The organism is Chloracidobacterium sp. (genome assembly GCA_016715795.1).
Taxonomy (GTDB): Bacteria; Acidobacteriota; Blastocatellia; order Pyrinomonadales; family Pyrinomonadaceae; genus OLB17.
Window position 1 is genome coordinate 1,797,641 of record JADJXP010000002.1, and the last position, 24,785, is coordinate 1,822,425.

The 24,785-nt window shown below is 56.1% G+C and carries 21 protein-coding genes; 8 read left to right on the forward strand and 13 right to left on the reverse strand.

Features of this window, described 5'->3' with window-relative positions:
• Positions 1-37: 37 nt before the first annotated feature.
• A complete protein-coding gene (locus IPM59_13320) occupies positions 38-313 on the forward strand; it encodes a hypothetical protein (GenBank protein ID MBK9216547.1) in 276 nt (91 codons plus the stop codon).
• Between the two features lie 108 nt (positions 314-421).
• Here IPM59_13320 and IPM59_13325 read toward each other — a convergent pair whose 3' ends face one another.
• Positions 422-658: a hypothetical protein gene (locus IPM59_13325; GenBank protein ID MBK9216548.1), complete on the reverse strand. Its 237-nt coding sequence runs from the start codon at positions 656-658 to the stop codon at positions 422-424.
• Between the two features lie 102 nt (positions 659-760).
• On the opposite strand from IPM59_13325, the gene IPM59_13330 reads away from it, so the two are divergent.
• Both IPM59_13330 and IPM59_13335 read left to right on the forward strand, forming a co-directional pair.
• Positions 761-2,215, forward strand: a complete 1,455-nt coding sequence (locus IPM59_13330) for an NAD-dependent malic enzyme (protein ID MBK9216549.1) — start codon at positions 761-763, stop codon at positions 2,213-2,215.
• A 14-nt stretch (positions 2,216-2,229) separates the two neighbouring features.
• Positions 2,230-2,871 carry a hemolysin III family protein gene (locus IPM59_13335; protein MBK9216550.1) on the forward strand — a complete coding sequence of 214 codons (642 nt, stop codon included), beginning with the start codon at positions 2,230-2,232 and terminating at the stop codon, positions 2,869-2,871.
• Here the strand turns inward: IPM59_13335 and IPM59_13340 are convergent.
• The 3 genes from IPM59_13340 to IPM59_13350 are packed head-to-tail and all read right to left on the reverse strand — an operon-like array spanning position 2,856 to position 5,057.
• The gene (locus IPM59_13340) at positions 2,856-3,866 is read right to left on the reverse strand and encodes an NAD(P)-binding domain-containing protein (GenBank protein MBK9216551.1); all 1,011 of its coding nucleotides are present in this window, start codon (positions 3,864-3,866) and stop codon (positions 2,856-2,858) included. The two genes, IPM59_13335 and IPM59_13340, sit on opposite strands and share 16 nt — an antisense overlap.
• 36 nt (positions 3,867-3,902) lie before the next feature.
• Positions 3,903-4,151, reverse strand: coding sequence for a hypothetical protein (locus IPM59_13345; GenBank protein ID MBK9216552.1), 249 nt, complete (start codon positions 4,149-4,151; stop codon positions 3,903-3,905).
• Positions 4,152-4,157: 6 nt separating this feature from the next.
• Positions 4,158-5,057, reverse strand: coding sequence for a folate-binding protein YgfZ (locus IPM59_13350; GenBank protein MBK9216553.1), 900 nt, complete (start codon positions 5,055-5,057; stop codon positions 4,158-4,160).
• 30 nt (positions 5,058-5,087) lie between these two features.
• Between IPM59_13350 and IPM59_13355 the strand changes: the two genes are divergently transcribed.
• The 3 genes from IPM59_13355 to IPM59_13365 all read left to right on the forward strand — a co-directional run bounded on the left by IPM59_13355 (position 5,088) and on the right by IPM59_13365 (position 7,758).
• Positions 5,088-6,167, forward strand: coding sequence for an Mrp/NBP35 family ATP-binding protein (locus IPM59_13355; protein MBK9216554.1), 1,080 nt, complete (start codon positions 5,088-5,090; stop codon positions 6,165-6,167).
• 58 nt (positions 6,168-6,225) lie between these two features.
• Positions 6,226-6,582, forward strand: a complete 357-nt coding sequence (locus IPM59_13360; protein ID MBK9216555.1) for an iron-sulfur cluster assembly accessory protein — start codon at positions 6,226-6,228, stop codon at positions 6,580-6,582.
• A 588-nt stretch (positions 6,583-7,170) separates the two neighbouring features.
• Positions 7,171-7,758: a C40 family peptidase gene (locus tag IPM59_13365; protein ID MBK9216556.1), complete on the forward strand. Its 588-nt coding sequence runs from the start codon at positions 7,171-7,173 to the stop codon at positions 7,756-7,758.
• Positions 7,759-7,847: 89 nt separating this feature from the next.
• Here the strand turns inward: IPM59_13365 and IPM59_13370 are convergent, their stop codons facing one another.
• From IPM59_13370 to IPM59_13400, 7 genes are all read right to left on the reverse strand, one after another.
• Positions 7,848-8,057, reverse strand: coding sequence for a hypothetical protein (locus IPM59_13370; protein MBK9216557.1), 210 nt, complete (start codon positions 8,055-8,057; stop codon positions 7,848-7,850).
• Between the two features lie 13 nt (positions 8,058-8,070).
• Entirely contained in the window at positions 8,071-9,579 is a 1,509-nt protein-coding gene (gene accC, locus IPM59_13375) for an acetyl-CoA carboxylase biotin carboxylase subunit (protein MBK9216558.1), read from the reverse strand.
• Between the two features lie 47 nt (positions 9,580-9,626).
• On the reverse strand, positions 9,627-9,908 hold the full coding sequence (locus tag IPM59_13380; protein ID MBK9216559.1) for a hypothetical protein: 282 nt from the start codon (positions 9,906-9,908) through the stop codon (positions 9,627-9,629).
• A 6-nt stretch (positions 9,909-9,914) separates the two neighbouring features.
• Positions 9,915-10,343 (reverse strand): hypothetical protein, encoded by a 429-nt coding sequence (locus IPM59_13385; GenBank protein ID MBK9216560.1) that lies wholly within the window; start codon positions 10,341-10,343, stop codon positions 9,915-9,917.
• Positions 10,336-10,977 carry a CDP-alcohol phosphatidyltransferase family protein gene (locus tag IPM59_13390; GenBank protein MBK9216561.1) on the reverse strand — a complete coding sequence of 214 codons (642 nt, stop codon included), beginning with the start codon at positions 10,975-10,977 and terminating at the stop codon, positions 10,336-10,338. The genes IPM59_13385 and IPM59_13390 overlap by 8 nt, the downstream gene beginning before the upstream one ends.
• A 91-nt stretch (positions 10,978-11,068) precedes the next feature.
• Positions 11,069-11,536, reverse strand: a complete 468-nt coding sequence (locus tag IPM59_13395) for a transcription elongation factor GreA (protein MBK9216562.1) — start codon at positions 11,534-11,536, stop codon at positions 11,069-11,071.
• Between the two features lie 3 nt (positions 11,537-11,539).
• Positions 11,540-12,664, reverse strand: coding sequence for a 6-phosphofructokinase (locus IPM59_13400; GenBank protein MBK9216563.1), 1,125 nt, complete (start codon positions 12,662-12,664; stop codon positions 11,540-11,542).
• A gap of 355 nt (positions 12,665-13,019) precedes the next feature.
• Between IPM59_13400 and IPM59_13405 the strand changes: the two genes are divergently transcribed.
• Positions 13,020-16,421, forward strand: coding sequence for a hypothetical protein (locus tag IPM59_13405; protein MBK9216564.1), 3,402 nt, complete (start codon positions 13,020-13,022; stop codon positions 16,419-16,421).
• Between the two features lie 165 nt (positions 16,422-16,586).
• Here IPM59_13405 and IPM59_13410 read toward each other — a convergent pair whose 3' ends face one another.
• Both IPM59_13410 and IPM59_13415 read right to left on the reverse strand, forming a co-directional pair.
• Positions 16,587-19,706, reverse strand: coding sequence for a VCBS repeat-containing protein (locus tag IPM59_13410; protein ID MBK9216565.1), 3,120 nt, complete (start codon positions 19,704-19,706; stop codon positions 16,587-16,589).
• A gap of 185 nt (positions 19,707-19,891) precedes the next feature.
• Positions 19,892-20,815, reverse strand: a complete 924-nt coding sequence (locus IPM59_13415; protein MBK9216566.1) for a 1-acyl-sn-glycerol-3-phosphate acyltransferase — start codon at positions 20,813-20,815, stop codon at positions 19,892-19,894.
• A 230-nt stretch (positions 20,816-21,045) separates the two neighbouring features.
• Between IPM59_13415 and IPM59_13420 the strand changes: the two genes are divergently transcribed.
• Positions 21,046-24,735, forward strand: a complete 3,690-nt coding sequence (locus tag IPM59_13420) for a VCBS repeat-containing protein (GenBank protein ID MBK9216567.1) — start codon at positions 21,046-21,048, stop codon at positions 24,733-24,735.
• Positions 24,736-24,785: the final 50 nt, after the last annotated feature.

Here is a 24,785-nt window from a genome sequence, read left to right on the forward strand (position 1 = left end):
ATCTTGATATTGAATGTCGTTTTCAATATTAATTGATATGAAAGGAGCAGACTCGATGCACATAGTTCGCACGGCAAAGCCGATCAGAGAAATGGCCGAGGTCAAGCTGTGGCCGTGTGGCGGCTGCAATTCTGTTCACATGGCCGTACGCGGGATGGTTCTAAACTTCTCTCGCGAAGAGTTCTCCACGTTTACCGAGGCCGTGGTGGATATTTACTACGGGGCTTCTCCGTTGGCAGATCCCGATCATTCGATAGTCGATCTGCTCGCCGACGAGATAGGCGATCCGTCAACTGCACCGAACATTCATTAAGCTCCCTACCTGGCAAAACCGTAAAACCGATCGTCAAGGATCATAAGGCACCGCTCGCACAAGCGGTGCCTCCCGCCTCTAAAGGCTTGGTTACGGTTTCTTCCTTCTTTAGATCGGGTCGCCCGTGATCTTTTTGACCACGCCGCCGCTAAACTGCCGCGTCTCCCAGATCTCATCGATTGCGGTACCCTCCTCTATCAGCTTCATGCGGCCCCAGTACACAAACCGGTTGTCGGTGACATGGTTGACACCGCTGCCGTAGCAATCGACAAACGTCCCGCCCCGGCCGTCTCCTCGATGATTCCGCTGCAGCAAAGAGGGATGAATTGTCCTTTCCTGTGACATCGATAAATCCGTCTTTTTCTGCGATAGATATCGTAGTCACGGCCGCATGCTTCGCATTCGTTTGCCCCGAACATCCTTTTTCGTCATACTTTCCTTTGCTTTATGCCCAATACTCCAACACCGAACGCGAGCTATAGCCTCACATTACGCGTTCGCATCGAAAACCAGCCCGGCAAGCTCGGCGAGATCACGACTGCCATCGGAAACGCAGGAGGCGACATCGAGGGCATCGATATTGTCAGCGTCGGCAAGGATTTTCTGATCCGCGATATCACCGTGAACGCGGCCAGCGAAACCCATGACAAAGAGATAGTTTCGGCGATCGAGGATATCGACGGCGTTGAGGTTGTCAACGTCTCGGACCGCACATTTCTCATGCACCTCGGCGGTAAGATCGAGATCGTCTCAAAGATGCCGCTAAAGACACGCAGCGACCTGTCAATGGCATATACGCCGGGCGTCGCAAGAATATGCGAGGCGATACACAAGGACCGCGAAAAGCGCTTTAATCTTACGATCAAGAAGAACACGGTCGCGGTCGTCTCGGACGGAACGGCTGTGCTCGGGCTTGGCGATATCGGCCCGGCCGCGGCCATGCCTGTAATGGAGGGTAAGTGCCAGCTCTTCAAGGAATTCGGCGGCGTCGATGCGTTCCCGATCTGTCTCAATACAAAAGATCCGCACGAGATCGTTCAGACGATCCGCAATATTTCCGTGGCCTTTGGCGGGATCAATCTCGAGGACATATCAGCACCGAGGTGCTTCGAGATCGAAGAGCGACTCAAGGAAGAACTCAATATTCCGGTCTTTCACGACGACCAGCACGGCACTGCCGTGGTCGTCCTTGCCGCATTGATCAACGCACTAAAGATCGTCGGCAAACGGATGGATGACGTAAAGGTCGTCGTCAACGGCATCGGTGCTGCGGGCGTCGCATGCTCAAAGATCGTCATGGCCGCCGGCGTCAAGAACATTATCGGCTGTGATACGACGGGAGCCATTTACGACGGCCGCAAAGAGAATATGAATTGGGTCAAAGATTGGTATGCCCGCAACACCAACCCTGACAAGGAGCAGGGCACTGTCCACGAGGTCATCAAAGGTGCTGATGTGTTCTTCGGCCTGTCGGCCCCCGGGCTGCTGACACCCGCCGACCTGGACACGATGGCAAAGGACCCGATCGTCTTTGCGATGGCCAATCCTGTGCCCGAGATCATGCCCGAGGATGCCGAAGGCCACGTCGCCGTAATGGCCACGGGCCGCAGCGATTATCCTAATCAGATCAATAATGTCTTGTGTTTCCCGGGCATCTTTCGCGGAGCACTGAATTGCCGGGCGGCACAGATCAACGGCCCGATGAAGCTCGCCGCGGCCAATGCGATCGCGGAAACGATCTCTGACGAGGAGCTTCATCCGGACTATATCATCCCGTCGGTCTTTGACCGCCGCGTGGCAGAGGCCGTGGCGAGCCGCGTAGAGGATGCCGCATACATATCCGGCGTCGCACGTCGTGACAGGACGAACGCGGATATATCGTTTGAGGCATCGATGGCCTGACCAAAACTATGTTGATGATCCGGCTGAGACAATTGAGTGTAGAGGAAGTAGCGAATACGCTGACCCATGGCGTCGGCCTTGTCCTGAGCGTCGCAGGATTCGTGTTCCTGACAGCGCTCGGGATCCTGCACGGTGACGCGTGGCACATTGCGAGTAGTATTGTTTACGGTTTGTCGCTAGTGGTGCTCTATGCGGCTTCGACGGTCTATCATTGGACGATTAGCCCCGAACGCAAGAGCGTACTTCAGATCGTCGATCATTGCTGTATCTACCTGCTTATTGCCGGCAGCTATACACCATTCCTGCTCGTTGTGTTGAGGGAGAGCTTTGGCATGGCCCTTCTCGTTTTACTCTGGTGCCTCGCCTTGCTCGGAATAGCAATGAAAGTCATCTACCGACGCCGTACTGCCCGTGTTGCCGGTATGATCATGTATCTGAGCATGGGTTGGATCGGCATCGTTGCCATGCAGCCGTTATATCTCGCCCTCGGACTTGTGCCGCTGGTTCTTGTCGTCGCGGGCGGCATCAGCTATACGCTCGGCACGATCTTTTTCGGCTGGCACAGTCTGAAACATCATCATGCGATATTCCACGTCTTTGTCCTGCTCGGGAGCATCGTCCATTTTATCGCCATCGCAGGTTACGTAATTGGCTGACCGGCCACCGCCGTATTCCGGCATATTGCGGCAACAGCGCTCCTGCCTGCGTCGATCGCTCCCTTGATGTGACGCTGGTTCGTAAAATGACCCGCAACGTATATTCCCGCCACGTTGGTCTCGAACGTCTCAGGATCATAGACCGGTACCTCGCCATACTTGCCGGTTTCGGTTTGAACGCCAAGGCCCTTGAGCATCGTCAGGTCGGCATCTGAACCGATCAGCACAAAAACGACGTCATTCTCCAACACCACGCGGTCGCCCTTTTCATTCTCAAGCTCGATCTCGCCCTCGCGTATCTCGATCACCTTGCCAAGAAAAAAGAGGTTGAGACAATGCTCCTTTAGCTCCTCTTCAAGCGGCTCTTTGACCCAATACTTGATACAACCCTGCTTCGGATCGGTGTTTTCCCAGTCGTCCCGAAAGATCGCCAAGATCGTGTCGGCTCCCTCCTGAGCCAGAAACAGCGCAGCCTCGCCCGCCGAATTACCGCCGCCGACGATCAGGGCCTTCTTTTTCACCCACGGATAGGTTTCCCTAAAATGATCAAAAACGTGCGGTAAGTCCTCACCCGGAACATTCAACCGGCGAGGATGGTCCATCGCCCCGATCGCAAACAGAACGGAGGAAGCCTCATACGCGGTCTTGTCGGTCACAACGCTAAACATACTTTGCGAAAGCCCGCGCGTGAGCAATGGCGATACGCTCAACACCGTTTCTTCGGTCTGCACGTTCAGCTCGTTATCCAAAACAAACCGAACGTAGTACGAAAGCAGCTCCTCTCGCGTCGGCTTTTCCCGCGCCGGAACGAGCCCACCAGTCTCAAGCTCAAGTTCGTTCGTCGTCGAAAACACCGTCAGCCCGACCGGATAGTGATAGATCGTGTTCCCGATCAGGCCTTTTTCGATCACGACGTAGTCAAGGCCCGCCTTCTTAGCCTCAGACGCCGCTGCGATCCCCGCGGGCCCGGCACCAATGATGATCAGATCGTACATTTAAGAATGTAGCTAATAGCGATTAGCTGTCAGCTATTAGCTAGTTTTATCGAGTTCTTTTAGCGAGTCAGTCAGCACCTCGATCTGTGCGTGCATGCCTTCCATATTCCGCTTAGATTCAAGATACTTCTGCCACTCGCCGGTGTTGGTCAGAGCCTTCAGCGTGTCCTCATCCAATGCATGTGACATCACGACAAGAAGATCGCCGAGCGCCTCGTGCCCTTCGAGCAGCGATTGAATTATCGTGTAGGCGAGCTTGTTCGCGTCAATGTCCGGTTCGGCCATATTCGTTTATTTGACAAAAGGAAGATCGGCGACGACGGCGGCTGCCTCACCACCAAACAACTCGGTCCCGGCCGCCAATTGATCATATCTCGCGAATCCAAGGGCGATCACGCTGTCGAGTTTCGGCGAGAACGTGACTGACGTGATCCGCCCCGCATTCTTACCGTCGACGGTCAGCAATTCAGTCCCGGGCTCGATATCACCCGATAGGTTCAGGCCGGTCAGGCGTTTGGCGACGTGCCCGCGAAAGTGGATCCGCGCAATTATCTCCTGCCCGATATAACATCCCTTGTTGTATGAGATGAGGTTGTCGATTCCGAGTTCCGGAACGATCGTCGTTTCGTCCATGTCCACGCCATATCTCGGAATGCCGTTCTCGATCCGCAAAGTCTCGTAGAGCTCATCACCGATCTCGACAGCGCCGCTACTAATCAATCCATCACGAAAAATGTCGGCCGATCCGGTCTCGACAAAAACGCCGCGGCCAGTCTTTGCCTCGAACAGTATAAGATCCTCGACATTTGAAATTTCAAATTTCAGATCTGAAATAAACAGCTCAAAATACCGATACCGATCTGACAGGTCTTCAACAAAAAATTCGCCGGCGAACGTAAACCGAAAAAGATTCTGGAATAGCTTCTCTCGCGTCGTATCTTCGGTCTCAAAGAGGAACCTTTCGCCCTGTCGCAGCACACGTACGACCGCCAGCAAGCGTCCTTGTGCATTCGGGAACGCCGCCAGCATCTGCTCGCCGTCAGCGAGTTTTTTGACATCATTCGTTATCAGGCCGTCGAGAAATTGAACAGCCTCATCACCCCAAACCGCGACCAGCCCACGTTCCTGCTCGTGCACCGCGACGCCGCCTGAGCGAATGACGTAATAAGCATTTTCGGCAGTATCGTTCATATTTGCTACAATCTTTACTTTAACGTAATGATGCAATTATCCGAAGAAACAGTCCTAAATTCCCTCTCCCAGATCATCGATCCCGACCTGCGAAAGGACATCGTAAAGCTCGGCTTTGTCCGCGATCTTAAGATCGACGGCGGTGAAGTGTCTTTTCGTATCGTCCTGACAACGCCCGCGTGCCCCGTTAAGGAAGAGATGGAATCGCAGGCACGCGAGCTCGTTTCGGCCATCGAAGGCGTCACCGGTGTCAACGTGACGATGGATGCCGAAGTGCCGCAGGGACGCGGCGTTGCCAATAATGTGGCGATCCCCGGCGTTAAGAACATCATTGCCGTTTCATCCGGCAAAGGCGGCGTTGGCAAATCGACGGTCGCAGTAAATCTTGCGGTCGCGCTCGCAGCCAACGGTGCAAAGGTGGGACTGATGGATGCGGACGTGTATGGCCCAAACGTCCCGATGATGCTCGGCGCAGCCGGCGTCGAGCCGCAGGTATTCAACGGCCAGCTTGTGCCCGCCGAGGCACACGGCATCAAGATGATCTCGATGGCCCTGCTCGTGCCGCAGGATAAGCCGATGATCCTTCGCGGACCGATGCTGCACGGCGTCGTCCGGCAGTTTTTGTCCGACGTAAATTGGGGCCAACTCGATTACCTGATCGTTGACATGCCGCCGGGTACGGGTGATGTGCAATTGTCACTCGCTCAGCTCGTGCCTGTTCAGGGAGCTGTGCTCGTGACGACGCCGCAGGAAGTTTCGCTATCGGACGTTCGCCGCGCCGTGAAGATGTTCGAGCAGGTCAACGTCCCGGTGCTCGGCGTGATCGAGAATATGTCGTACTTTATCGCCCCGGACACCGGCAACAAATACGAGATATTCGGCAAAGGCGGCGGCCAGAAGCTCTCGGACGAATACGGCCTCCACTTTCTCGGTGAGGTCCCGCTAGGTATGGAAGTCCGCGAAGGCGGCGACAAAGGAACGCCGGTCGTCGCGGCATTTCCTGATTCGCCGCAGGCCGCGGCTTTCCGTGGGGTCGCTGAGGAAGTTGCCCGTCAGGTGTCGATCGAAGCGATGAAACCAGAGCTTGTAATTCTGTCCAAATCTCAGTAATATTTACAATTAAGTAAGGATTCGCTCAGGCGGATCCATTTTTTGAGAGGAATATACTATGTCAGCAGTTGCAGCACCGAGCGTAGAATTGAATGTCACCGAAGCAGCGTCGGTCGAGATCAAAAAGTTTATAGAGGCCGAGGACGACTTGCCGGAAACGGCGGGGCTTCGCGTGCGGGTCGTTCCGGGCGGCTGCTCGGGCTTTCAATATAGCCTCAACGTCGAGGAAGAGTCGCGACAGGGCGATTTTCTCGTCGAGCAGCACGGGATCAAATTCTTTGTCGATATGTTCTCGGCTCAGTACCTGAATGGCGTTCAGATAGACTACACCTCAAACGTGATGGGCTCGGGCTTCACGTTCGAAAACCCCAACGCAAGCGGCGGCTGCGGATGCGGTACGTCGTTCTCGGCGTAAAACGCCATTTCTTGTTGAATTGCCTCCAGCTTCACCTGGAGGTTAGCGATCCCAAAACACGCCGGCTTTAGCCGAATCCGCGAGATTCGGTTAATGCCGGTATCCTTTGAACTGCACAACCTCCACCTCAAGGTGGAAGTAAATCATTTTTTTCTTGGAAGCCTTCGCCCATTGCGTGTCTCTTGTCCTATCCAACAGGACAACTAATACGGAGAAGAGCGGGCGGCGGGGCCATACAGGCCCCTTCCTGCGTAGTGCCATAACCATTCCTGCTATGGTTGCATTCGTATTGCTTATAGGTCATACTAACGGACAGTTAGTAACAAGGTCCAAATAAGGGTGACAATTTGAGTTTGCTTTTGGATCACGATCCCTGATTTCTCAGGAATCATTTGTGTGTTGAGGATTTCTTATAAGTAGGTGGCATTCCCGCCGCCGGTTCTCCTCAGCAGTTCCCACAAATAATCATTGGAGTTTCTTATTTTGATATTTTCTAAGAAGAGCTTATTTCTCTCGGCCTGCGCGCTGTGCGCATGCTGTGTTCTATCGGTATCGGTTTTTGCTCAAGGCCGCGATCGCGTTGTAAAGATGACATCGAGCCAGCCTATCAATCAGCCGACCGCTCAACCCGTAGAACGCGTTCGCCCGACGGTTTCGTCGCGACCGGTCCTCACGAACGAGGTCCGCGTTGTCCGCTCGGCCGATCCAGCATGGGAGCCGGTGGTTGAAAAAACAGCATCAACAGCGGCAACAAGCGTTGCGGCGATGGTCGCCGCCGGCAAAACCATGTATGGCATGCAGACGAGCGTCCGGTTGGACAATGCTATCAAAGCCCGCTACGGCATACCGTATCTCTATGGAGCTACAGGACCAAACCGGTACGACTGTTCGGGATTTGTGTGGGCTGCATTCAAGGATGCAGGCATCGATTTTACACGAACTTCAGCACGCAGTATGTGGGCCCAGTCGGAGCCGGTTGACGGGGCTGAACGGTTCAAGTTTGGCACGCTCGTATTTCTCAACGGGCTCGGCCACATGGGCATCGTCGCCGACGAGAACGGCTTCTACCATGCCTCATCGAGCAAGGGGATCACTTATTCGCCGTTCAAGGGTTACTGGTCGAGTCGTATCGTTGGTTTCCGCAAACTAAAGGCAGACGCTCAAACATCAAATTAGTTTTTTAGGCAATATGAAAGGCCCGCATGTCCACGTACAGCGGGCCTTTTTTTGTGAGTTCAAGCTTTAGCTTGCCCCTGAACTCAGAACTAAACGATAAATCCCGGCCGATGATGCTCATCCTTGATCTCGTAAACAACGGCGACCTTGTCGATCGCGACATACGCGACCCTTTCGTCTTCGTCCCTCAGATACAACACGCCGTTCTTTACATCAATGACGTCACCCCTAAACGCCGCGTTCGTTCCGCAGGTCACATCGATCTTCTTTCCCATCAACTGTTTTAATAGCTCTTCCATGATCAAAAACCAACTATAGTCTATTCGCCAATGCCATTTCCCTGCCAACACGGCCCCATTTGCTCGAATTTCCATTATCTGACGAACTTGCTTCGGTCTTTTTTGGCTCAGAATATGTAAGGGCCGCCGCAATGATCGCAATGTCACGTTCGGCCTCGCCTGCATCACCGCTCTTTCGCCGCTCATTAAATCGCGGAATAAAACCTGTATCGAGTTTGCCGTCAACAAATTCCGTGTCGTCCATCAACTCTCGAAAGAATGGCAGCGTCGTCCTGATGCCGGCAACCTCATACTCAGCCAGCGCACGCCTCATTCGATCAATGGCCTCTGCCCGGTCGCGGCCGTGAACCGAGAATTTTGAGATCATCGGATCATAATGAATCGAGACCTCTGAGCCCTCGTAAACGCCGCCGTCGTCGCGAACGCCCGGCCCGTGCGGCAGCCTGAGACGCGTGATCCGTCCGGGCGACGGCAGGAAGTTGTTCTCAGGGTCCTCGGCGTACACACGGCACTCGATAGCGTGGCCGGTCAAACAAATGTCGTCCTGCGTAAACGACAATTTCTCGCCGGCCGCAACATATATCTGTTCACGGACGAGGTCGATGCCCGTAACCAATTCCGTCACCGGATGCTCGACCTGCAGCCGCGTGTTCATCTCGAGAAAATAGAAAGAGCGATCAACGTCCGAGACGAGAAACTCAACGGTGCCCGCTCCAACGTAGTTCACGGCCGCAGCGACCTTAACGGCACAGGCTCCCATCTCGGCCCGAAGCTCCGCCGAGTTGATCGGCGACGGGGCCTCCTCAACGACCTTCTGATGCCGCCTCTGAATGGAACATTCCCGCTCGCCGAGGTGAACGTGATTGCCATGAGTGTCGGAAAAGATCTGTATCTCGATATGTCTCGGCCGCACAACGGCCTTTTCCACATACACCGCATCGTCGCCAAAACCGGCCATCGCCTCGGCCTGGGCCGTTGCCAGAGCGGACTTGAGATCGGCCTCGCACTCGACGAACCGCATGCCCTTACCGCCGCCGCCGGCGGACGCCTTTAGCATGACCGGATAGCCCATCGAGGCGGCCGTCTCGCGCGCCTCTTCATAAGAGTTCAACGGCTCGGTCATGCCCGGCACGACCGGAACGCCCGCGTCGATCGCTATCTTTCGCGCCGAGATCTTGCCGCCCATCGCCTCCATCGCTTCAGGCGGCGGGCCGATAAATGTCAATCCAGCGGCTGTCACCTCACGCACGAACGCCGCATTCTCTGACAAGAACCCATAGCCGGGATGTATCGCCTCGGCTCCTGTTGCTTTCGCAGCCGCGATGATCTTGTCGCCTCGCAAATAGCTCTCGCTCGACGCCGGCGGACCGATGTGCACCGCCTCGTCCGCCATACGTACGTGCAGAGCATCACAATCGGCGTCCGAATACACGGCAACAGTTCCGAACCGCATCTCGCGACACGCGCGGATCACTCGGCATGCTATCTCGCCGCGGTTCGCGATGAGTATTTTTGAGAACATTCCTTTCGACGTAAGAACCCGGTCGCTACCGCTCCCGGTTCTGACCGCTACTCCACAATCGAATTGTACTGGTTCTTCGGATCGAACCGTATCCCGACCTTTGCTCCCGGAACGTAATCGTCTGGTCGCTGCCTTTGTTCGAACGTCAAGGCATCCGCCGACTCAAAATCGACGCCGTTGAGCGTATAAACAAAGACGACCAACTCTTGTCCGTTCTCGTCCGTTTTGATATCGATTATCGTCCCGTCCGTAATGCGGCCGTGCTCGAGCAGAAAGCGACGGCGGGCGTTAGGGTCGGCCGGCTTTCGTCTGAATATCCTGTCGATCATGCCCATTTAATCTAGCTGAAGCGGCGGCTTGCCGTATCTCGCTCGGAGGCTATTCATCGCGGCCAATACGGTCGGGCGCTTGATGATCCTGGCCTCAAGCGGCCGCTTGCCCGGGATATCTATCATGATCAGCCCGAGGAGTATCGTTAAGATTCCCTGCCCCGGAATGCCGGGCAGCGAAAGCACGATGCCAAGCAGTATCAAAAATACTCCGAAAATATTCTTGATTATCACCGCTCCCCAGCGGACCGTCCAATGGCTGCCGGGCAGAAAATCCTGCTTATAGTGCGTACTGAAATAGTTCGGAGGTATCTTGACCATGACGATCGCGATCGCGATAAAGCTCACGGTCAGCGAAACCAGGAACAGCCCCACGCCGAGCAGGACGCTGCCCACCGTGAGTGAGTCCCAAAATGCCGATAGCCGGTCAGTCATCCGAGTCCATAGCCCTCAGCTTGCCGCGGATATAGACCATTCGCTGGATCAGGGTCCACAGCGAGCCGATCGCGAGCACCCACAACACCTGCGGCATGCGATTGGCAAACCAGTTCGTCGATGTCCAGTTCCAGGTCGACAACGCACCGATGATAAACAATACGACGCGTTCGGGCCGCTGCAGGAAGCCGACATTTGCCTTCACGCCCAGCCCCTCGCTTCGGGCCGTCGTATAGCTCACCAGGACCGACGCTATCATGCCTACGCCGGCGAGAAATACGTTTAGCTCGGAATGCTGCGGAGTCGACCGCGAATAGAACACTATTATCCCCAGGAATACGGCCATGTCCGACAAGCGATCGAGTGTTGAATCAAGGAATGACCCGTATTTGGTCACGCGGCCCGTCAATCGAGCAACGTTTCCGTCGAGCATGTCAAAGAGATTCGCAACGATCAGAACGATACCGGCCCAGAAAAACTCGCCGAAGCCGAACAATACCCCGCAGCCGAGATTGATCGTCACGCCGATGATCGTAAGCACGTTCGGCGGTATCCCGAGCGAGGCGAGGCCCCGCACCATCGCATCGATAATGCGCATCGCCCCGCGTCCTATGCTCGCACCAATCTCAAGCATCGTGCCTAAATGAAACCTTCAAAATGAAAAATTCAAAAAAAGGAATGCCCTCCTAAATTTTGCATTTTGCATTTTGAATTTTTAATTTCCTTCACTCCTGCTCATGTATCGTCGTAACACGCGTGATCTCAAAATTTCGCCAGCCCGTCGGCGTTTTTACTTTGATCTCGTCGCCCTCATCCTTGCCCATCAGGGCTTGGCCGATAGGTGAAACGGTCGATATAGCGCCTGCGTCCGGATCTGATTCCTCGGATGTGACCAGCCGGTATGTGACCTTTTCTTCCTTATCGAGGTCGTAGAGCACAACCTCAGATCCATACGCGATCCTATCGGTCGGTATCTTTGTCAGGTCGATCGAATCGACCTCTGACATGCGCTGATGGAGCAAACTGATACGTGCCTGCACAAATGTCTGCCGCTCTTTGGCGGCCTTGTACTCTGCATTTTCGCTCAGGTCGCCAAACTCGCGCGCGTGCTGAATGGCTTTCGGCAGTTTGAAATGGAGTTCCTGCTCAAGTTCGTCAAGTTCTGCCTGCAGCTTCTTTTTTATCTCTTCCATAAATTATGAACCGTTGGTCCGCGCTTCAAAGGCCGCTTCGTCGCCCAGCTTCGTGTCACGAGGTGCGGCAAATGAAATACCGACGTCGCGCGCCGTCCGCACGAGCTGGCCATCAACCGGGACAGTCTTGATATTCGCACAAGCTTCGCTAAGCGGTACGTTCACTATCGTCCCGGCTTGCAGGGCCACCATCTTGCCCGTCTCGCCGCTTGCCAGCGCCCGCACGGCGCATGCACCGAAGTTCGTGCCCAACATTCGATCAAAAGCATTCGGGCTGCCGCCCCTCTGCAGGTGGCCGAGCACAACGCACCTTGATTCCTTGCCCGTCAATTCCTCCAGCCGCCGGCTGACATAGACGCCGATCCCGCCCAGCCGGATCGCCTCGGAATCCTGATAGATCTCCGACTTTCCAAGTTCCACAGCACCCTCGGCGACCACGATATTTGTAAAACGCGATCCCGCGGCCTCGCGGGCCTCGACCTTTCTGACGATCGCATCGAATGAATATGGTATCTCAGGTATCAGTATGACATCAGCGCTGCCGGCGAGCCCGGCATTGAGCGCGATCCATCCGGTATTCCGGCCCATGACCTCAAGCACCATTACGCGGTCGTGCGACGCGGCCGTAGTGTGGAGGCGATCGAGGGCTTCGGTCGCGATATCGATCGCGGTCATGAATCCGAACGTCAACTCCGTTGCCGCAAGGTCATTGTCGATCGTTTTCGGCACACCGATGACCGGAAAGCCGCGTTTATGGAATTGCTCGGCAATGGCAAGCGTCCCCTCACCGCCAATGGCGATCAGTGCCTCTATCCCGAGGATGTCGAGATTGGCGAGCGCCTCACCCAGCGGCAATTCGGCATAGGCAGGTTTGCCGTCCACCATTTTTACGAAACTGCCACGATTCCGTGTACCCAGGATCGTTCCGCCGCGCGGCAAGATGCCGCTGACCGACCGCGTCGTCAGCTTTACCGTGTGCGTCTCACCGAGGATGCCCTCAAAGCTGTCCTCGATACCGATGCACGTCATCCCAAATTCGCCCACCGCCGTCCTGACACAGGCGCGTATCGCCGCATTCAAGCCCGGCGCATCACCACCGCCCGTCAGGATCCCGATCTGTTTATACATAAAAAACGAGTGCGTGAAGCAAAATGTTATTTTACTTCACGCCACCCGAATCGCGGAACGCCGGCATCTCTCCCGAGTAATCGCCGTCGGTACGCGGGCACCTTGCCTCGTATGCGTCGGCGGCCCGACCGCGAGTTTTTTTAGCTGGCGCGAACAAATTCGCATATGAACGTCGGCAGCCAAGTTCCCTCAGGAACGATATCCGCAACGCAAACCACACCCCATCAATCAGTTACGGCTTCCCTTTTGAAGCATTTCATATGGGTATCTACGGCACGTAGGTTGCACTGTCTGTGCTTAGCGAACCGACGGCTTTTAATATTAAGCGCCGCCGGGAGAAAGGGGGTATCCTCAGATGTTTGGAGAAGCAACAGCCGCACCGGGCCATAGGCCGGGCAATCGCAAACTCTTATTCGTCTTGACGACGATCATGCTAATGACCGCCACGTCCGTAGCGGTCTTTTTATTTTCCGGGACAGAGACGGTCAGGTCGTCGTCTCTGCAGCCGAGTGCTCCCGATAGCTCATCGAGGCCCGCCGTTGAATGTTATACGGCACCGAGCGGTCTGATCTCATGGTGGGGTGCCGAGAACAACGCTACAGACTACAAGAACCTTAACAACGGTGTCCTGATGGGGAATGCGGGCTTTGCCACCGGTGAGGTCGGCACGGCGTTCAACCTCGACGGCAACGGCGATTACGTTCAGGTCGCTTCGACGATGAACTTGCCGGCTGGCAACGCTCCGCGCACGATCGAGCTGTGGTTCAAGACCCCGCTTGACCTAACGACATCGACAGAGTCCGGCCTGTTTCAATACGGCTCGCCGGGCGGCGGGCAGATGTTTGGAATGATCACATCGGCGAACGCCCCGGGAAGGCTGTATTTCTACGGCCACTCATCGGACCTCGCCGGGACCTCGGTTCTTCTGCCGAACACCTGGTATCACGGGGCCATCACCTATGACGGGGCCACCATCAAGATCTACGTAAATGGGCAATTGGAGAATTCTGTCCAAATGTCACTTAATACGGTGATCAATTCCGACGGCATTACGATCGGACATCGAGCGGGAGGTTCGTTCTGGACAGGCCAGCTTGATGAGCCAGCCATCTATGACCGAGCACTCTCGGCAGCCGAGATCCAGGCGATCTACAATGCCGGAGCGGCCGGAAAGTGTGGTTGCACGCCGCCGCCAGACGGGATGACGCAGTGGTGGCCGGGCGAAGGAAACGTCAATGACATTCAAGGGCCCACGTTTGAGAATGGCATAAATCAAGGCGCTACCTTCTCAAACGGAATGGTCAGGCACGCATTTGATTTTGATGGCACGGACCTAAAGCGCGTCAGAATGCCTGACGGAAGTCCGGTCGGTCAATTTGGGGCCGAGCCGTTCAGCATAGATTTCTGGACTTACATCCGCACGGATCCGGCCGCAGCTGACACCGCCATGGTCGGTAAATCGCATCCGGACGGATGGGAAGGCTGGGACATCCGCTACAAGAATTCAACGATCAAGGTCTACGGCGTAAATGGCTGGAGCGGCGGGGCGCCGAGCATCGTCTCCGACGCCACCGTTGGCCTTAACACATGGCATCATATCGCCCTGACCGGTACGGCGACTGAAGTAAAACTTTATGTTAACGGCGTATTGAAGGGCAGTTCCGGACGGGCATCCATCCAAACGTCAAACGCTTTCTTTATCGGGTCGGGCTATACGAATTATGGAACCGTGGCTCCCTTTAACGGCAAGCTCGATGAGGTCGAGCTATTCAACCGGGCTCTAAGTCAACCGGAGGTCCAGGCGATCTACAACGCTGGGTCGGCGGGTAAATGCCGCATTTGCACGCCGCCGCCGGCGAATATGGTCGGTTGGTGGCCGGGAGATGGCACTGGGGCCGACATAATCGGCGAAGCCAATGCGACGTTGGAGAACGGGGCCGGCTTCGCTCCCGGCATGGTCGATGAGGCGTTCAGTTTTGACGGCGCGGACGACCGGTTGTTGATACCGCACAACGATAACCAGAACGTTGGGACGGGATTGACGATAGACGCGTGGGTCAAGCATGACACTTACCACACCGGCGCGACCATCTTCCAAAAACGAACAACTGGGAATACCGGCGGATATGTGCTCGAAACGTCGGCGCATGACCCGACGGCACTCTATCTTGCCCTCTACATCGACGGTGACTATCGTTTTGTGGGATTGGCAAACGCCGTTCAGGTAGGCGTGTGGCAGCACATTGCCGCGACCTATGACGGATCCGCGATGAAACTCTATATTGACGGTGTCGAGGTCGCCAACACACCGCAGACCGGAGCCATAAACCCGGTGACCGATCCTATCGTGATCGGCCGGAACTATGTGGTTTCGGAATATACATTCGATGGCCTGATCGACGAGGTCGAACTCTTCAACCGGGCACTCAGTCAGGCGGAGATCCAGGCGATCTACAACGCCGGAAGTGCAGGTAAGTGCAAAACCGGCTCGCCGACACCGACGCCCACTGCAACTCCGACGCCGACACCGACACCGACACCAACGCCTACACCGACGCCGATGCCGGCTATTACGCTGACAATCACGGTGGGCACGGCCCCGGGCGTGTGTGCACCGACGAGAACACTCACGGTCCCGGCGGGCACGACTGTTTACTATTGCTATCGGGCGACGAACACGGGCGACACGGTCTTGGGGTTCCACACCCTGAACGACACGGTCTATGGAAATATCTTCAATGGGGCGACCTACGACCTGGCACCGGGAGCGAGCGTCACGAGCATCCAGATGGGCCTTTCGGTATCGAGCGAGATCCAATCCTCGGTCACGAATAATGCGACCTGGAGGGCGTTCACCGGCGGCCCCAATGTTATCGAGGCCACTGCCACGTCGTCCGCGACCGTCATCGTGCCGCAGTACACGCGGGGCGATTTTGATGGGGACAATAAGACCGACGCGGTTGTCTACAGGCCGGATGGTGTTCCGCCGGACTTTGGCGTTTGGTATATGTCGTTCTCGACCGGCGGTTTCTATGGTGTCCAGTTCGGCATTGCGACCGATATCATCACGCCGGCGGACTATGATGGCGACAACAGGACAGACGTCGCCGTCGCGAGGCTCAACTCGAATGGAATGGACCCGGACTTTTACGTGATGAACAGTGCGACAAGCACGTTCAGCTATCCTGTCTGGGGGAATCCGGGCGACGTGCCTGTATGTGCCGATTATGACGGCGACCGTAAGGCGGACATCGCCGTATGGCGGCCTTCGAACGGCGACTGGTACATACAGAACAGCCTCGGCGGAGTCACAGCCGTGACTCACGGACAGAACGGCGATAAGCCGATGCCGATGGACTTTGACGGGGACGGAAAGGCGAATATCGCGTACTTCCGTGCGTCCACCGGCGATTGGGTCATTCGCGATGCCGGCGGCAGCGTGACAACCATCAATTTCGGGGTGGCGACCGACATACCTGTCCCAGCCGACTATGACGGTGACGGCAAGGTCGACATCGCCGTATTCCGCGACGGGATGTGGATCATCTGGTACAGCAGCAACGCTCAGGTGGCGTTCATCCCGTTCGGCACCGCGGGCGATATTCCTGTTCCGGGCGACTATGACGCCGACGGTCTGTACGACGTGGCGATCTACCGACAGGGCGTCTGGCACATGCTCCGCTCGGGCGCGGGCTACACGGGACTGGGATTTGGCCTGGGCACCGACATTCCGGTGCCGAAAGCCTATTTTCCTTAAGCCCCACGCCGCTCCGGCACTATGTGTCGAAAGTAATCAACCGTAGATAAAGAAGCGGATAGAACTAACAATTTTAGCTTCCTCCTATACGCATTATCAGCGGTCAAAATGACGTCGCTTACGGGTGAGCGTCCTGACACGCACGGCATTCTTAATTCTTCATTCTCAATTTCCATACGCCGAAGGCGTTGGACGGTCGCCATCTTGGCCCCACGGGAAGACGATGAATTGCGAATTTGACGAACGTTTTATGTACCACGTCCCGTCAGCAGGCCGCCAGACGCTGATGTCGGCCTTGCCGTCGCCATCATAGTCGCCTGCGATGGGAATGTCCGCCGGTGCGCCGAAGACCTCGTACGAATAAGTCGCCGTTGCAGAGTTGCGGATCACCCAAAGGCCCGTTGACGGGCGATAGATAGCGATATCGGTCTTGCCGTCGCCGTCATAATCAGCCGGAGCGATACGATCACCGGTCTGGCCAAATCTCTCGCCGAAGACAGAACCGTTCGAGCTGCGGATGTTGTACCAGTCGCCTATCGACGGACGGAAAATGCCAAGGTCGTTCTTTCCGTCACCGTCAAAATCGCCGACCGTCGGAACATCGCCATTCGCCCCGAACTGCATCCCAAACGTCGTCCCATTAGACGAGTTCGTCCGATACCAAGTCCCCTGACTCGGCCTGAACACCGTCAGATCGGCCTTCCCGTCCCCGTCATAGTCGCCCGGAGCCGGAAGGTCCTCAGCCACGCCAAACACCGGATACGACACCGTCCCATTCGAACTGTTCAGGATATACCAAATGCCCGTCGACGGCCGATATATCGCAATATCCGTCTTACCGTCGCCGTCATAGTCCGCCGGTGTCAACTTGTCTCCGTTCGCCCCAAACTGCAATCCTTGGAAGCCGGCAGTCGATCTCTGCAGATACCACGCACCATCGGCCGGCCTAAATACGGAGAAATCGGTCTTACCGTCGCCGTCGTAGTCGAACGGTGCGCTGACCGCGGGCGGTGCCGTGTGGAGCTTCGCAAGACTGTCCCGACCGACGCCGCCATAGGAAGCAAATGTGCCGCCAACGAGTATCTCGTTATCGGCAGTCAGCAGAAGGCGGGAGACACCGAACCGAAAATTGTTCACAATGCCCGAATCGGCAGACGGATCCAACGTTCCGTCGGCATTCAGGCGAGCCAGACGGATCCGAGTCGCTCCGTCGAATGTTGTAAAGCCGCCGCCGATCACCACCTTTCCGTCCGACTGGACCGCGATCGATCCGACACTGGCATTTGCTCCGGAAACTGGAGCAAACGTAGTGTCTAGAGAACCATTCGAGTTCAATCGTGCAATGCGATTACGGGCAACTCCGTTAAAAGTGGTGAAGTTGCCTCCGATCAGGATCTTGCCATCTGCAAGCAAGGCAGCGGTCAGTATCGGCGCATTTGCTGCCCCGGTGGTGACGAATGTGAAATCAAGGGATCCATCGGTATTGAGCCGCATGATGTGACCCTGCGGCAGTGCACCGTAACTCGTAAAATTCCCGACGACGATGAGCTTTCCATCCGGCTGGCGGAGAACTTTCTGAATATTGCCGTTGCCGTTTCCCGGCGCGAAGCTGATGTCTCCCGTGCCGTCTGTATTCAAGCGGACCAATGTCTGAAAGCCGATATCGAGGCCGGAGCCGGCCACCATCACCTTGCCATCGGGCAGCATAAGGAGATCGTTTACAATTGGACTGCCCGCTTGGATCCCTAACGGCACATATGTGTCATCATAACTGCCGTCGGCATTTAGCCGAACGAGGCTCCGCGATTGATTCAGATCATACGTATAGAAATTTCCTCCGAGGAGAATTTTTCCGTCTGCTTGTCTTGCGAGAGCTGTCGAGGCAACGGCTCCAACGCTAAAAAGCCCTGCGCCGGACTGAAATGTACTATCGACCGTTCCATCAGGATTAAAGCGCGCAATGCTCGAGTGACCGCTGCCATTTGCCATGTTGAAGTTGCCGGTAACTACGTATTTGCCGTCCGGCTGCTGCAGCATGGCCCCAACCGTGCCAAATCTGGTAAGTGATGCCTTAAAATCGATATCTCTTGTGCCATTCGAGTTCAAACGAATGATGCCGCGGTTCAAAAGATTCCCAACGGTTTCGGTGTTGCGAAACCACCCGGTGAGGAGGATCTTGCCATCCGGCTGCAGCCCAACGTGATAACCAATATTATCGGCCTCGGGCGGGGTGAAACTCAGATCAGGTGAACCATCAGTATTGAGAAGGGCAATTGGGAAACTGCCGTCCTCATCGACAAATGCCCCCGCGACCAAATACTGGCCATTAGGCTTGACAGCGACATATTCGGCATTTGCGATATCCATTGCCGGTGGATTGAATGTGCCGTCAAGCGTCCCGTCCGCGTTCAATCGTGCCCCGCCGAGACGCGGAACGCCATTGTAGGTCGTATAGTTACCACCGGCCAATATCTTGTTGCCGGCAAGAACATGAACTGCGAACACGCCGCCATTGGGCCCGGCTCCGCCCGGATTGAATGTCGTATCGAGAGCTCCGCTCGAGGTCAGGCGAGCGAGATTATTGTACCCGCTGAGAGCGAACACACCGCCGATGATGACCTTGCCATCCGACTGGACGCCGGTCTGCTCGACAAACTGCTGATTCGTAAAAGGTGACGTGAATGTTGCGTCACGCGTGCCATCCGTATTCACGCGGATCACGCAAAACTGCTGTGTGCCATTGTACGACCGTAGGCCGCTGCCGCTGATAATATATCGACCATCCGATTGGATCGTAATATTCTGCACCGTGCCAACGGTTCCGGCCCCGCCGACGTTGAACGTCGTATCGAGCGAACCATCCGGATTCAAACGCGCCAAACCCGACGCGGCAGTGCCGTTATAGGTCGAGAATGCTCCTCCGACCATTATCTTCCCATCGCCCAATATCTTGATATCGTACAAATTACTGTTGGGGCCAAGTCCTCCAACATTGAAAGTAGGATCGAGTGTGCCGTCTGAGTTCAAGCGCGCCAGGCCGAATCGCTCGACGCCGTTTGCAAAGTTATAGTTCCCGCCAACGAGTATCTTGCCGTCCGGCTGCACTGCGGAAACAAAGTTGTTGGCATTACCGTCGGTAACGCCGGCGGTGAAGGCGGTGTTAAGCGAAAGCTGTGCACGCACAGCGATAGTACCTAAAGCCACAGCAAAAATAAGGCCGCACACCACTGCAGCCAGATGTGCAACCCGCGGGCGGAATTCACCAGCGGTAAAGTTCACGGTCATGTTTATCCCCTCCGATAAATTGGTAAGTTATTGCGTGTCCAATCTTACGCGTCTCATTTCTCGAAAACAACCACAATCCTGCAAAGCCTTCGCTAAAGTGACACTCGCGATAAAATGTCGACCACGTCTGGATCAAGGTCACGCCTGAGTTTGAGTCGATCAGGTCAGATCCGCGATACGACCAGCTACTCCGACGGGTCGGCCTCGCGTGACGGGCGATCATCTCGGTTTAATTGCTTATTCTCCGCCGCATTATCCTGCATCCAGCCGGCGTCCTGTTCTCCAAGATCGGATATCGTTTTCATCAGGTGATCGGCGATCTCTTTGTGGGTGCGAAGACGGTCGGGCTTCTCAAAAAAGGCGTCGAGGTCGATCTGTGCGCCAAACCATATGCGGACCTTTTCGCCGCCTTTCCAGTTGCCGAGGATCTGTTTGGGCAGGTCGTTGCCGAGTCCGGCGATAAAGACGGGCACGACCTGCGGACGTGCTGCATATATTATCTTTCCAATGCCCGGCTGGGCCGGCAGCATGTCGTAAGGGCCGCCCTCGAGATTGCGTCGGCCCTCGGGGTGAAATCCGATGACATGGCCGCGGCCCGTGCTGCAAAGCTCGATGAGCCGCTTCATCGAATACTTGTCAAATTCGCGCTTTCCGGCGTCTCTTGCCTCGCGAAAGAACGGCGGGTACATCGAGAACCAGCCCATCACCAGATTGACGAACCAGCCCACAGGATTATCGTAAAAAAACTTGCCCCGTACGGGAAAATACAGCACCATCGGCCGCTTCGTGCGCCGAAACAACACGCTCGACACCGTGTACATATCAAAGAACGAACGGTGGTTCGCGACCAATATCAGCGGGCGGCTCCCGTCGGTGCGCTCGACGTTTTCGATGCCGAAAACGTTCATCAGATTGTAGGTTGCCAGATAGATCCAGAGGCTGCCGATATGCCGCTGAAAGAACGTCATCAGCCGCTTCATCACGCCGACGTTCATCCGATGCGTCAGCCAGAAGCCGAACCTCTCGTTGTGCGCGAGCACGCCGATCTCCGCCCGAGTCGGAAGTGTCGGCCCGCAGTGTTCGATTTGTGCATTTTCAGTGTCGTACATCGTCGCCACGTCAGTTTAGCATCGCGTCGCGCCGAATATAGACATCGAACGGCGCTTTCGCTATCATTATCGTCAGTCTTTAGCCTTCATTTGCCAAAATGATCTGACTTAGGCCGGTCATCAGCGGCCGCTAAGGCGATCCTCTTGGATCTGAGGATAAGCATTAAAATCTCTAGGAGTCCATTTCAATGAATAGTCAGTTTTTCCGAAGGGCGGTCTGCCTTGCAGTCATGCTAGTTTGTGCGTCCGCGGCCGTGCTTGCCGGCGTCCGATCTGATGACGAAGTCTGGAGTCACGTCGACCGAACAGAATTGCGTCAGCCCGCCATGGACGCAAATTCGATGCCGGCGTCCTATGATACGTTCCGTCTCGACCGCTCTGCATTGAAGGCGATCCTCGACCGCGCTCCCGAGGAGAACACCGGCGGCCTCGGTGCCATACTGACCATTCCAATGCCCGACGGGACTTTTCAGAGGTTCAACATCGAGCACTCGCTCGTCGTGGAAAAAGGACTTTTGAAGAAGTTTCCGGAGCTCGGAGCCACTTACCGCGGCACCGGGCTCGACGACCCGACGGCGATAGTAAGGCTCGATCTTCTGCCTAACGGCTTTCATGCAATGGTCCTCTCGGCCCGAAACACTGTGATCGTAGATCCATATTCGGCGGAGGATACTGAGCATTACATCAGTTATTTCAAAACTGAGAAGCCGCGCGTCGGACACTTTGAATGCCTGTTTGATAACTCTGAGAACGAATTCAGAGAGATGCTCAGGCCGGCCGACCCGGACGATCTTGAGTTCCTGCGCGGCGCGGCGTTGCCGGAGGTCACGTCAGGGACCCAAATGCGCACATATCGACTCGCTCTGGCAGCGACAAATGAGTACTGCGCAACGGTCGGCGGCAACACGGTCGCCGGCTGCCTTGCGGCCCAGGTACTGGTAATGAACCGTGTAAACGGCATCTACAATCGCGACGTTGCCATTCAGATGAACATTATCGCGAATAACAACTTGATCGTGTTCGCGGGTAATAACACGACCTGCCCGGTTCCGGGCGGAAGCTCAGCCTGCACAGCCGCTAATGATCCTTACACAAATGACAATGGCTTCGCGATGCTCGACCAGAACCAAAACACGGTTGACACCGTGATCGGTTCGGGTAACTACGATATCGGCCACGTATTCAGTACCGGCGGCGGCGGCGTTGCGCAGCTAAATTCACCGTGCGTTGGAGGCAAAGCTCGCGGCGTGACAGGTCTGCCAAATCCGGTAGGCGATCCGTTTGCGGTCGATTATGTTTCGCACGAGATGGGCCACCAATGGGGGTCGCCGCATACATTTAACGCCGTCTCAGGCGGATGCAGTGGCAACAGGTCTGGTTCAACGGCCTACGAGCCGGGTAGCGGCATCACGATAATGGGCTATTCGGGCCTTTGCTCTCCGCAAAACCTGGCGAACTTCTCTATCGACACCTTCCACGTAAAGAGCCTCGAACTTATCGTTGGCTATAGTCAAACCGGTGGCGGTAACTGTGGAGTGATCACGGCCAGCGGCAACACACCGCCGACGGTGACCGGTCCGGGCAATTTCAATATTCCGAAGCAGACGCCATTCGCTTTGACAGCATCGGCGACTGATCCGAATGGCGACTCGATCACCTACGATTGGGAAGAATACGATCTCGGACCGGCACCGGCCGGAGCGCCAAATACCGATGCTGACGGCAATCCACGGCCGATATTCAGAGTGTTTTCGCCGGTGTCATCGGGAACGCGGACATTCCCGGCCCTTACGCATATCCTGAACTCCGACAACATCCCGCCGACCAATACCGGCGGCTTTATGACAGGTGAACTCTTGCCGGCGATCACGCGAACGATGACCTTCCAGGTCGTCGCCCGCGACAACCGAGCCGGAGCAGGCGGCATTAACACTGCAACATCGATCCTGACGGTTGACGGCGCGTCCGGCCCGTTCAAGGTCACCTTCCCCGATGCACCGGGACACATCCTAGGCACGGGAACGAGTCATGTCATAACGTGGAACGTAGCCGGGACCAGCGGAGCCCCGATCAATGCCGCGAATGTCAGGATCCTCTATTCGAGTGACGGAGGAGCGACATTCCCGACAGTCCTCTTGGCATCGACCGCGAATGACGGCAGCGAAGCTGTAACCATGCCGGTTACGCCTACTTCGACGGGCCGCATCAAGATCGAGGCCGTCGGAAATATTTGGTTCGACATCACGAACAACAACTTTACTTTGACCAGCGGCCCGACGCCGACACCATCGCCGACGCCAACGCCGGGAACGCCTACGCCCACGCCGTCGCCCTCGCCCACGTGTAACGTGTTTATCGAGAACTTTGACGGCGTTACTGCCCCGGCCTTACCGGCGGGATGGGTAGCCGTGAACACCACGGGCCCGGCTCCGCTGTGGACGACATCGACCACCGGGCCAAACTCGGCCCCAAATAGCTTGTTCATCGACGATGCTAATGTGATCTCAGACAAGCGCATCGACACGCCCGCATTTGTCGTTAACTCGACGAACGCCCAGATCAGCTTCCGTCATAAGTACGATCTGGAATACAGTGATGGCGTGTTTTGGGATGGCGGTGTGCTCGAGATGTCAGCATCGGGCATCGTCGGCGGCACATTCCTCGATATTACGCACGCGCTATTCGGGAACTCATTTCTCGTTGGCGGCTATAATGGCCCGCTCGACACCACCGCCAGCAATCCATTGGCGGGCCGTCAGGCGTGGTCCGGCAATTCCAACGGTTATATCAACACCATCGTCAATCTCGGCCCGAACCTGAATGGCCGAACTGTAAAATTGCGGTTCCGCGTGGGCTCTGACGTAGAGGTTCCGGCTCCGGGTTGGTGGGTTGACAATGTCGCCGTTAGCGGACCGTGCCTAACGCCAACACCGACTCCGACACCGACTCCAACGCCGACGCCAACGCCTACGCCAACGCCTACTCCGACGCCGACGCCGACGCCGAGTCCTTCTCCAAGTCCGAGTGCATCACCGACGCCTTTGCACACGCGTGGTGACTATGATGGTGACAATAAGACGGATACTACCGTATGGCGGCCGACGGCGTTCGCACCGAATCTGAGTGCGTTCTACACGCAGTATTCGGGCAACGGCAGCTTCTTTGGGATACAGTTCGGCAACACGGGCTTTGAAGCCATTGCGGGCGACTTTGACGGTGACAACAAGACCGACTTTGGCGTCTCGCAATTGAATACCAGCCCGGCACCACCGGATCCGGCGGACTTCTTCTATCTGGAGAGTTCGACGGGCACGGTCAAGTATCCTGTCTGGGGCAATGCCGGAGACATATTTGTCTCGGGTGACTATGACGGAGACGGAAAGACCGATGTCATGGTGTTCCGTCCGTCGAGCAACGTCTGGTACATCGTCAATTCGAGTGGTGCGAACGGTGGCTTTACGATCGTCACGCACTGCCAGAGCGGCGACAAGCCGTATGCGATGGACATTGACGGCGACGGCAAGGCGAATCTTGCCTGCTATCGCCCGTCGGCAAGCGATACCGCGGCCGGCGACTGGGTTATCCGCAACAATGACGGCAGCAGTACGACGACGAACTTTGGCCTGCCGACTGACATTCCGGTCCCGGCCGACTACGACGGCGACAATAAGGACGACATCGCCGTGTTCCGTGACGGCATGTGGATCGTGCTTCGCAGTTCTGACGGCCAGGTCGAGTTCACACCGTTCGGCACGACCGGTGATATTCCTGTCCCGGGCGATTACGACGCCGACAACAAGTACGACCGTGCGGTCTATCGAGCAGGCATCTGGCACATGCTCCGCTCAACAGCGGGCTACACCGGCGTCCAGTTCGGTGCCCCGACCGATACGCCTATGCCCAAGACCTACATCCCGTAAGCTCTTGGCATTCTCAAACACAAAGCTGGGCGATGGTCACATCGCCCGGC

Excerpts from the sequence above, each read along its gene's own strand:
- IPM59_13320 (MBK9216547.1), top strand. The coding sequence starts at position 38 with ATGAAAGGAGCAGACTCGATGCACATAGTTCGCACGGCAAAGCCGATC.
- IPM59_13325 (MBK9216548.1), bottom strand. The coding sequence starts at position 658 with ATGTCACAGGAAAGGACAATTCATCCCTCTTTGCTGCAGCGGAATCAT.
- IPM59_13330 (MBK9216549.1), top strand. The coding sequence starts at position 761 with ATGCCCAATACTCCAACACCGAACGCGAGCTATAGCCTCACATTACGC.
- IPM59_13335 (MBK9216550.1), top strand. The coding sequence starts at position 2,230 with ATGATCCGGCTGAGACAATTGAGTGTAGAGGAAGTAGCGAATACGCTG.
- IPM59_13340 (MBK9216551.1), bottom strand. The coding sequence starts at position 3,866 with ATGTACGATCTGATCATCATTGGTGCCGGGCCCGCGGGGATCGCAGCG.
- IPM59_13345 (MBK9216552.1), bottom strand. The coding sequence starts at position 4,151 with ATGGCCGAACCGGACATTGACGCGAACAAGCTCGCCTACACGATAATT.
- IPM59_13350 (MBK9216553.1), bottom strand. The coding sequence starts at position 5,057 with ATGAACGATACTGCCGAAAATGCTTATTACGTCATTCGCTCAGGCGGC.
- IPM59_13355 (MBK9216554.1), top strand. The coding sequence starts at position 5,088 with ATGCAATTATCCGAAGAAACAGTCCTAAATTCCCTCTCCCAGATCATC.
- IPM59_13360 (MBK9216555.1), top strand. The coding sequence starts at position 6,226 with ATGTCAGCAGTTGCAGCACCGAGCGTAGAATTGAATGTCACCGAAGCA.
- IPM59_13365 (MBK9216556.1), top strand. The coding sequence starts at position 7,171 with ATGACATCGAGCCAGCCTATCAATCAGCCGACCGCTCAACCCGTAGAA.
- IPM59_13370 (MBK9216557.1), bottom strand. The coding sequence starts at position 8,057 with ATGGAAGAGCTATTAAAACAGTTGATGGGAAAGAAGATCGATGTGACC.
- accC (MBK9216558.1), bottom strand. The coding sequence starts at position 9,579 with ATGTTCTCAAAAATACTCATCGCGAACCGCGGCGAGATAGCATGCCGA.
- IPM59_13380 (MBK9216559.1), bottom strand. The coding sequence starts at position 9,908 with ATGATCGACAGGATATTCAGACGAAAGCCGGCCGACCCTAACGCCCGC.
- IPM59_13385 (MBK9216560.1), bottom strand. The coding sequence starts at position 10,343 with ATGACTGACCGGCTATCGGCATTTTGGGACTCACTCACGGTGGGCAGC.
- IPM59_13390 (MBK9216561.1), bottom strand. The coding sequence starts at position 10,977 with ATGCTTGAGATTGGTGCGAGCATAGGACGCGGGGCGATGCGCATTATC.
- IPM59_13395 (MBK9216562.1), bottom strand. The coding sequence starts at position 11,536 with ATGGAAGAGATAAAAAAGAAGCTGCAGGCAGAACTTGACGAACTTGAG.
- IPM59_13400 (MBK9216563.1), bottom strand. The coding sequence starts at position 12,664 with ATGTATAAACAGATCGGGATCCTGACGGGCGGTGGTGATGCGCCGGGC.
- IPM59_13405 (MBK9216564.1), top strand. The coding sequence starts at position 13,020 with ATGTTTGGAGAAGCAACAGCCGCACCGGGCCATAGGCCGGGCAATCGC.
- IPM59_13410 (MBK9216565.1), bottom strand. The coding sequence starts at position 19,706 with ATGACCGTGAACTTTACCGCTGGTGAATTCCGCCCGCGGGTTGCACAT.
- IPM59_13415 (MBK9216566.1), bottom strand. The coding sequence starts at position 20,815 with ATGTACGACACTGAAAATGCACAAATCGAACACTGCGGGCCGACACTT.
- IPM59_13420 (MBK9216567.1), top strand. The coding sequence starts at position 21,046 with ATGCTAGTTTGTGCGTCCGCGGCCGTGCTTGCCGGCGTCCGATCTGAT.